Below are 8,167 nucleotides of genomic sequence, written 5' to 3'. Positions count from 1 at the left end.
AAAGTTAACGGTTATGGCGAAATCCGCTTTGATAATGCCAGCTTTTTTCTCCCTGGCGTACAACCTGATGCCGACGTCTTACTAAAAGTGTTTTGGAACCGGATAGAAGTGTATGACAGCGATTACCAAAAGCTAGCCCAATTCCCCCGGCCATACACCGGCAAAACCATGGACATCCCCTGGCGGGAAGTATTGCAAAGTTTGCAGAAAAAGCCGCGCAGCGTTAACCATTCGCAGTTTGTCCGGCTGTTGCCCCTGGTTATCCAGCAGTTTGTTTTGGCCCGGGATGCCGGTGGCGCTCCCAATGAAATAAAACTGCGCCTCGGCTGGCTTAGCGAGTGGCTGACATGTTACCGGCTGGATGAGATAGCTCAGGCACTTGAAAAAGAGTGGCTTGCCGATGGCCATACAGGTGCTTTTTGTGACCGGATGATACATAGACTGTATACTATTCGTAATCCGCAAAAAACGCTGCCGGAAGTATTGCCGACCGCTCGCGAATTGCCGGCTGCTGTCCAGTATACTCCTAACCTAAGCAGCTATGATCGCCTCCATGGGAAGCTAGGAGGCAAGATGGTATGAACCAGACACTTACCGATATCTGCCGGCAACTGCGGCTGGCCTATGTAAGCGCAGCAGTGAACGAGAAGGCTTCTGCCGAGCTGAAAGTACTGGTAACGGAAGTATTAACAGCCGAACTTGTCGGCCGGCAGCGGATGAAACTCAACCGTCTCATAAAAAGAGCCGGTTTCCCTCAGCTTAAAACCCTTGACAGTTACTCGTTTGATACCGTTACCTTCCCAGCTAATTACGGCAAAGAAAAACTATTAAGCCTGGAGTGGCTAGGGCAAAAAGAGAACATCCTCATGTTGGGAGCGGTGGGTACAGGTAAGACTCACCTGGCCATTGCGCTGGGCATAGAAGCGGCAAGAAAGGGCAAGCTGGTTCGGTTTTTTCGGGTAGCTGACCTGGTCAGTCTCCTGCAATTTAAGCATGGTGACGGCACTTTGACGAAGTTTCGCCGGGAACTTGCAAAGGCCGACGTGTTAATTCTGGATGAACTTGGCTATGTGCCGTTTCATCAGACTGGCTCAGAACTTTTGTTTCATGTCATCACAGACTGTTATGAGCGTCAGAGTGTCATAGTAACCTCAAATCTTGAGTTTAGCCAGTGGAGCACAATATTTGGCGATGCCAAGTTAACGGCAGCATTGGTTGACAGATTGGTACACCATGCCAGGATCCTTGCTTTCAGTGGTGAAAGTTACCGCCTGCGGCATGCGCTAGGCAATATGGAAAATTCCCAAATTTAGCCATTTTATTGGCAAGTGCCCTGTGCACTTTTTGGCTGCCATTTTATGCATTTTTTACTTGCCAAATACACCTGCAATGTCCTGCCTGCAATACTCAGGCATTTTTTTATGCTGGTGAACATATTACCTGTCATTGCGGCGAATTCATGCAGGTGGTGATGAGTGATAGCGAAGTGATGAAGCGATACAGAAAAAAGCATGGATTGACTCAGGAGCAAGCAGCGAAAAAGTTAGGATTGACTAGGTCAATGATTGCTATGATTGAAAATGGACAAAGATATTTGCCTGCTAACATTGTCACAAAAATACAGGGGTGAATATAAAACCCTTTACAAGGCTATTTTGTGACAAAACCAATGCCTGCGAAGCCAGTATTTATGCGGGTTTTCAGGTACCAAAATTTTCCAAAATCAAGGGGGAGTAGTCTTATGGAAAAAAACGAAAAGTACACTATCAAAAATACATGTGGATATAGTGATTATGTTCATCATGTAATGAATGACATAGCAAATACTGTTGAAATGCTTAGGCAAGTAGTGAAGAACATCGAACTAATACAAGCAGACATTGACGAGTTAGAAGTGGAAAATCCCGAAATGGCAAGTGAATTGCGAAAGGTTTTGGCCGTAGGTCTCGAAAAAGTCCTGAATGTCAGATAAGGAGGTCATCAATGCCAAGAGGTAGGCCGTCAAAAAGTCTGAAACAGGCAAAAAAATCAATCAAATACAGATTAGGGGAATTAACTGACTCACAAATAGCGATATGGCTGATTGATGATACCTTTGTTGTCAATCCAAAACATGAGCAATCATTTATAGAATTATGTAAACAATTGCATATTAAACCAATAAAAAATCCGCCTTTTGCGCCAATCATGGGTCGTTAGGCGGTTTTTATATTTTATCAAAATCAAAAGGAGAGATGTTTCATGATGCAACAAAAACACAAAACCTGGCTTGAATTGGAATGTTCAGAGTGCCAAAAAGTGTTTATGCCAAAAAATCAGGGTCTATGGTATAGGGTGATTGACGGTAATATCCTTCTTACCTGTCCTGCTTGTTATGAGAAGTGGGAAAATCAATTCGAAGTAGTAAATGCCGAATTCAGCGATAGTCCTGGATATGGATTGCCTATGGTTACTATTTACTTCAAAAACGGGCAAGTTCTAGGTCCGGTTGGCTACCTGGCAGAACAAACACATATAGAAATACCTGGCTACGAAATACCTATGTCGGCGAAAATCAAAATCAAAGAATTGGCCAGGGTATTTTGGCAAGAAAAAGAGAAACAGAAACTAAAAACATTCAGGTTGGTTGACACATTCGATGAGCAATATATCTATGCTGAAACCAATGCAGGCGACCAGTATAAAATCAGGTTTAAGTATGGTCGATATGGGGAAATGATTTTGGATCCGAATACGAAACTACCGGAATATGTTTTGCGGCAGATAGAGCAGAAAATGCGCGAATAGTGGTGTGTCACCACAATGAAGTTTCAAATCTTCTCAAAGGAGATTTAAATCAACTTACACCCTTTTTTCATGAACAAAACCAAAAAAGGAGCGGATATATGATGAAAATCACTAGTATCATGTTCAAAAAGGCAAACAGACAACAAGAAAAACTACCTGGTGTTATTGCAATTGCGAACATCGAGATTGAAAACGCAATTGTAATTCGTGATGTTCTTTTCGGGAAATATCCCGATGACAACGACAAATATTTCCTGCGTTTTCCTAGAAGGAAGTCACAAATAGGATTTTACCTTGTAGCGTATTGTGTGAGCAAGGAAATACACGAGCAAGTTATAGCGCAAGTAATAGATGCCTGGCAAAGGATCGATACCAATGAATTTGAACAGGAAGGAAAAACGGTGGTTGATATGACTTAGGGGACGGTGTTTTGCCGTCCCCTTTACTTAATCGTAACTACAATATCATATTTCCTTCCTGTGTCATCAACAACAGATAAATCCCAAAAACCCTCATCTTTTACTAAATCATATAAAGCACTTTCAAGCTCTTCCTTGTCCTGAAATTCATCTTGCGTACCGTAAATGTTTTTGATTATGTACATTGTAAAACCACCTTTCGTTTATTTTTACCTTAATTTTAGGACAAACATTAATTTTTTGTCAATAGTCAAGCGGTAAAAATCATGATTAAAAATAATTATATACGTTTATATTCATTTATTAGATAATTATTTATGTTTTTCGTATAATATCTATTATTTTTACATAGAAAGGAGCAAAAATAATGAACAAAACAATAGCTGTTGACATCGATGATACGTTGAATAATTTTTCTGAAATTTTAAATAGTTTTCAACCAACAAATGACAACGAATATAACCAGGCGTTGATATATGCAAAGAAAGACAGATTGCTATATTCAGATATTCCGGCGAAGTATTATACAAAAATCCGCGAAATACACAAACAAGCGTACATATTGGCTGATGTTGTACCAGGAGCACAGGAATTCATGCAATGGTTAAACATCAATGGTTGGCGAATAGTGATACTCACCTACAGGGATTTGCGGAATTGTTACACGGAAACAAAGCAATGGTTAGCCAAACATGGCATACATTACGATTTAATCATTGATACGTCCGATATAAAGTCAAAGGTATGCAGGCTATGGCAAATACCTTATTTGATCGACGACATGGAAAATATCGAATTCGCCCGCCAAATAGGCGTAACAGTGTTCCGGCCGGGGAATTGGGGGGGAGTGAAACAATGTTTAGCACAGGACAAAAATTAGCATTGTTGAAAAAGTTTTATTCATGCATGAAACCAAACATTTTGAAATTAGAGGTTAACGACTTCGGCTTTGACTTCATTGACATTATGCGAAAAGCAGGCGTTGTAGTTGATTACGTTGACTTCAAGAAAGATATTCACAAATACCGAATACGAGTTAGTCCTGCGGTATATGATTACTTACTTAAACATCACATAGCACAAAATGGCAATGTATGCGGTTATTTTGATGATTATGCGAATGATTTACTTTGCTTCAACATCGATAATAGGGGAATGTCACAAGAGGAAACATACCTAGTAGCAGAATATGTGTACATTTACCTGAAATTGGAAAATATATTGCCGCTAATGGTTGAATCAGGTAGAGGTTATCACATATGGGTGAAACTAGGTGAAAAGCAAAACAATGAAAAAATCTATTCTTTTTCCCGCCGGATTGTTGGGTTTGTGATGGATTGTTTAAAAGACCAAAACATAGACACGGAAAAAGTATTCATCACCCTATACCCTACACCAGGATATACGCAGGGATATTCGCTTAGGTTGTTTGGTAGTAAACACATAAGGACTGGTGAATTCTCTCGTGTTGTATTGCCGGGCATAGGTATACTTGATGAAAATGAATCATGGCGATATTTCGGTGAGTATGTGTTGAAGACCAATTAGTCAACATGGAGGTGATAGAAAATCAAGTTCCGATAATTGGAACTTGAAAACACAAACAGATAAAACTTAGTCGGTGTATAGTAGAACTGGAGGAAATATATGGGATTAAAAATGGTAATAACCAATATAGGATGACAAATAATTTTACACCCAAAACCCAACAAGAATTAGCTAATGATTTAGGGATGACAAGGCAAAATTTACGATGAAAATAATTTTAAACCCCAAGAAAAATTAGCAACGGAATTGAACGAGGAAGACCAGAAAAATTAGGCGATAATCGCCTATTTAAAACTCAAGACTTGTTGCCGCAGGAAGAATTGTTTGACAATTTTCTGAAAATATGTTAGCATAAAATAATAGACAGGTTGGCTGATTAGGCCGCCTGTCATTCGTTGTTTTTTATACCTGAAAAAATACATTGACAATAAGTCAATATAAACAATCGGGGGGATTATATGATTCAAATAACTTCTATTCAATTCAGAGAACCAAAAAACAATCATAATCCAGAACTTATTAAGTTATGTGATGTTGTTTTAGATGATTGTTTAAAACTGAAGGATATTCAAGTATGTAAAAACAATATAGGTTATTATATAAAATTTCCTAATAAAGTAAGTAAAGATAATCAATATAGATATGACATATATCACCCAATAAATAATGGATTTAGAAAGTATATGGAAAGTGAGATAATAGAAAAAATGATAAATTAATTGCAATTAAATATCGTATAGAGTGCAACATATTTAACACCCTATAATTGCACAAGGAGATGATAGCTTGTTTGAGAAGCTAAGAAAACCTATTCCCTGCCCTATATGTGGGGAAGAATATTTGATACTATCAAGGCATATCAGAAAACATGGCCTGAATGTTAGAGAATTTAAACAACAGCACTATGTTTCATACATTGACCAGATAGTAGACAAAATCAATCAGTTATTTGTCGATATTAGGTATAAATACATCATGCACAATAAAAATAATTGGCAGACAATAGATACATTAAAACTGCCCGGATATAGAAGATTGAATGACAGGTTGATTAAGCAACACCTAAGAGGTAGAAACTGTTATGGTGTAATGTTTGCGCCAACACATACAAAATTTTTATGTTTTGATGTCGATATAGTCAAACAAGGTGATGGGGATATTAACCAGGCTAGAGAAGTAGCTGAAAAACTGATACATGAATTAAGAAAACATATTGACGATAAAGACATACACCTGGAATATTCCGGCGGTAAAGGGTATCATATTTGGTTGTTTTGGCAGTACAAAGTCAAAATCAGCGATATTGTTTCATTCGCTGATAGTATCAGGAGTATCAATGACAATCCAAATATTCATGTAGAAATAAGACCAGAAAGTAATAACAGCCGGGGAATTAAATTACCTTTGGGTATTCACCCAAACACAGGTAATATGATGGTCTTTTTAGACAAAGAAACGTTTAGACCAATAACAGATCAGTATGAATACCTACTCAGTATCACACCAATGACAAAACATCTAAACTGGCAAAAATTTTACCTGGCAGCAAGCGATATTAAACAAATAAAAACAGTAGCAATTGACTTTGACAAGGAAATAATCAATCATGAACACTTGCAAAATATATGGGAAAATGGCTTACCAGGCCCGGGGATAAGACATAGGTATACTTTTTTATTGTCAATCTATTTCAAGGAGATTGGCTATACAGAGAATGAAGTCATAGAAAGACTATATTGGTTTACCGACAGAGAACACAACGCAGGCAGGACAAAAGATAGTGCAGAAAAATCACTGAATGATATTGTTTCTACTGTTGGCAATGTATTCAAAAATAACTATCATTTAGGGATTATTGAATTAACCGATTATGATTATGAGATAATAAATTCCCAACCAGAACATTTACGCAAGACATTGACTGAAATTTACAAAACGGCAAAAATTCATAACGACAATGGTTATTTTTATTTAAATATCAACAAAATCATAACCACCACCGGGCAAAGTAAAAGAACTGTTTACAATCATATCAAGGAACTGGAAAATAAGCTGATATTCAAGGCATTACATGGGGAAAAGAATATTCAGTTATTCGGTAATGAAAAAATCAATTTATCCTCGTTATATTATATGCCAATAGTTAATCAATCCAATATCAGCCATGGGGAAGTTGTTTATTATTCTTTCGCTAAATTTATGTTGGAAATACTTAATCAAGACATAAATACTTACCGTTTTAAGATTGGTCTGAACTTAAATCATGATGAAATACTAAACCTAGTAAGACAATCTTTCCCGGCGTTATATGAAAATACAGGATATGATGAAGAAGTAAAAGTAATGTTACTTGTATTAAAACTTATATTTGAAGATTATGTTAGTTTTTTGGAAAAGACAATACAAAGTGATAATCATATTGAAAAAACTTTAATGCAGTTAAATAAAGTCATTGTTATGGGTATGTACTTAATCTTAAATAACATTGCCGGGGATAAAAGAGATGAATTAATCAATATGTTTAAGAATAGTTTAATGAAGTGGATTGAAATAAATAAGGAATTGATTAAATTGATAAATTAATTGCAATTAAATATCGTATAGAGTGCAACATATTTAACACCCTATGTTAGACTTGGTCAGTTCGTCTAGTTGGTTACCCGGTTATCACATTACTGAATAATATTGTTAAAATAAAGTTAATAATAACTTCTGACTGACCAGTCCAATACCATGCGTTGGGAAATATTTTTTATTTCCCAAAATTGTTACCAGGTAATAAATTATCTAATCACAAAAACCCAAGGGGTAGTCGAGTTGACCATCCCCATTATTAGCGGGAATAGATATTATCGTTGTTTTTTCATTTCGCTATGCCTGTTTTTATGCCAAAAACCCTAGTTTAAACCCTATTTTTTCAGGTTGTATTTTGCGGTAAAGGGTTTTATATTAACCGCTATTTACAACCTCAAAAAATCGCATATTTTTTTATTTTCGCTGTTTAAATTCGTCGATATTGTCTAATAAACAAGCAAAAACAGCCGAAAAAGTATTTGTACATTTTGCTTATTCGTGATTGCTTGTTGTTGCTTGTTTTTTCTCTTGTTTATAATGATAAAAATAATGATTTTACCACAAAAAAAGCAGGGTTAAGGGTATCATACCTACCTGTGACAAAAAACCTGCTGTAGGGCTTGCTATGCGGTCTAGAGGGAAACAATTTCCCTTCCTGTTTTAGAACGGTTTTAAAGGTAGATTACCTAACATTAGAAAACGCCTGGCAACAGTTTTGTTCATTATATTTATGCATTGATTCTGCATATTTAAAACATATATTCATGCATAAAACCAACAGCCAGGCATATGATTTTGCCTGTTTTTGTATCGTAGAATGTGGACATTTTGCTTGTTTT

12 protein-coding genes are annotated in these 8,167 nt (G+C 36.7%); 11 read left to right on the top strand and 1 reads right to left on the bottom strand.

Translation table 11 applies throughout. From position 1 onward, the window contains the following. The 7 genes from BLQ99_RS15000 to BLQ99_RS14450 form a co-directional block, all read left to right on the top strand. Positions 1-582, top strand: a 582-nt coding sequence (locus BLQ99_RS15000; RefSeq protein ID WP_216093679.1) for a hypothetical protein, incomplete at its 5' end; no start/stop codon positions are given. Further along, positions 579-1,313 carry an IS21-like element helper ATPase IstB gene (gene istB, locus BLQ99_RS14475; protein ID WP_093692203.1) on the top strand — a complete coding sequence of 245 codons (735 nt, stop codon included), beginning with the start codon at positions 579-581 and terminating at the stop codon, positions 1,311-1,313. The genes BLQ99_RS15000 and istB, both read left to right, overlap by 4 nt. A 146-nt stretch (positions 1,314-1,459) precedes the next feature. Continuing rightward, positions 1,460-1,630, top strand: a complete 171-nt coding sequence (locus BLQ99_RS15465) for a helix-turn-helix domain-containing protein (protein ID WP_093692201.1) — start codon at positions 1,460-1,462, stop codon at positions 1,628-1,630. Positions 1,631-1,741: 111 nt separating this feature from the next. Continuing rightward, positions 1,742-1,972, top strand: a complete 231-nt coding sequence (locus BLQ99_RS14465) for a hypothetical protein (RefSeq protein WP_093692199.1) — start codon at positions 1,742-1,744, stop codon at positions 1,970-1,972. 11 nt (positions 1,973-1,983) lie between these two features. Further along, positions 1,984-2,199 (top strand): hypothetical protein, encoded by a 216-nt coding sequence (locus BLQ99_RS14460; protein WP_093692197.1) that lies wholly within the window; start codon positions 1,984-1,986, stop codon positions 2,197-2,199. Positions 2,200-2,241: 42 nt separating this feature from the next. Beyond that, on the top strand, positions 2,242-2,787 hold the full coding sequence (locus tag BLQ99_RS14455) for a hypothetical protein (RefSeq protein WP_093692195.1): 546 nt from the start codon (positions 2,242-2,244) through the stop codon (positions 2,785-2,787). Between the two features lie 98 nt (positions 2,788-2,885). Next, a complete protein-coding gene (locus BLQ99_RS14450; RefSeq protein ID WP_093692193.1) occupies positions 2,886-3,206 on the top strand; it encodes a septation protein SpoVG family protein in 321 nt (106 codons plus the stop codon). A gap of 23 nt (positions 3,207-3,229) precedes the next feature. Here BLQ99_RS14450 and BLQ99_RS14995 read toward each other — a convergent pair whose 3' ends face one another. Continuing rightward, the gene (locus BLQ99_RS14995) at positions 3,230-3,391 is read right to left on the bottom strand and encodes a hypothetical protein (RefSeq protein ID WP_171904703.1); all 162 of its coding nucleotides are present in this window, start codon (positions 3,389-3,391) and stop codon (positions 3,230-3,232) included. Positions 3,392-3,573: 182 nt separating this feature from the next. Between BLQ99_RS14995 and BLQ99_RS14445 the strand changes: the two genes are divergently transcribed. From BLQ99_RS14445 to BLQ99_RS14430, 4 genes are all read left to right on the top strand, one after another. Continuing rightward, positions 3,574-4,086, top strand: coding sequence for an HAD family hydrolase (locus BLQ99_RS14445; RefSeq protein WP_093692191.1), 513 nt, complete (start codon positions 3,574-3,576; stop codon positions 4,084-4,086). Continuing rightward, positions 4,062-4,754, top strand: a complete 693-nt coding sequence (locus BLQ99_RS14440) for a hypothetical protein (protein WP_093692189.1) — start codon at positions 4,062-4,064, stop codon at positions 4,752-4,754. The genes BLQ99_RS14445 and BLQ99_RS14440 overlap by 25 nt, the downstream gene beginning before the upstream one ends. Before the next feature lie 458 nt (positions 4,755-5,212). Next, positions 5,213-5,473 (top strand): septation protein SpoVG family protein, encoded by a 261-nt coding sequence (locus tag BLQ99_RS14435; protein ID WP_093692187.1) that lies wholly within the window; start codon positions 5,213-5,215, stop codon positions 5,471-5,473. Positions 5,474-5,540: 67 nt separating this feature from the next. After that, positions 5,541-7,337 (top strand): TOTE conflict system archaeo-eukaryotic primase domain-containing protein, encoded by a 1,797-nt coding sequence (locus BLQ99_RS14430; RefSeq protein WP_143005913.1) that lies wholly within the window; start codon positions 5,541-5,543, stop codon positions 7,335-7,337. Positions 7,338-8,167 lie beyond the last annotated feature (830 nt).

Source organism: Sporolituus thermophilus DSM 23256, from assembly GCF_900102435.1.
Classification (GTDB): domain Bacteria; phylum Bacillota; class Negativicutes; order Sporomusales; family Thermosinaceae; genus Thermosinus; species Thermosinus thermophilus.
This window is presented reverse-complemented; position numbering and strand designations above follow the sequence as displayed.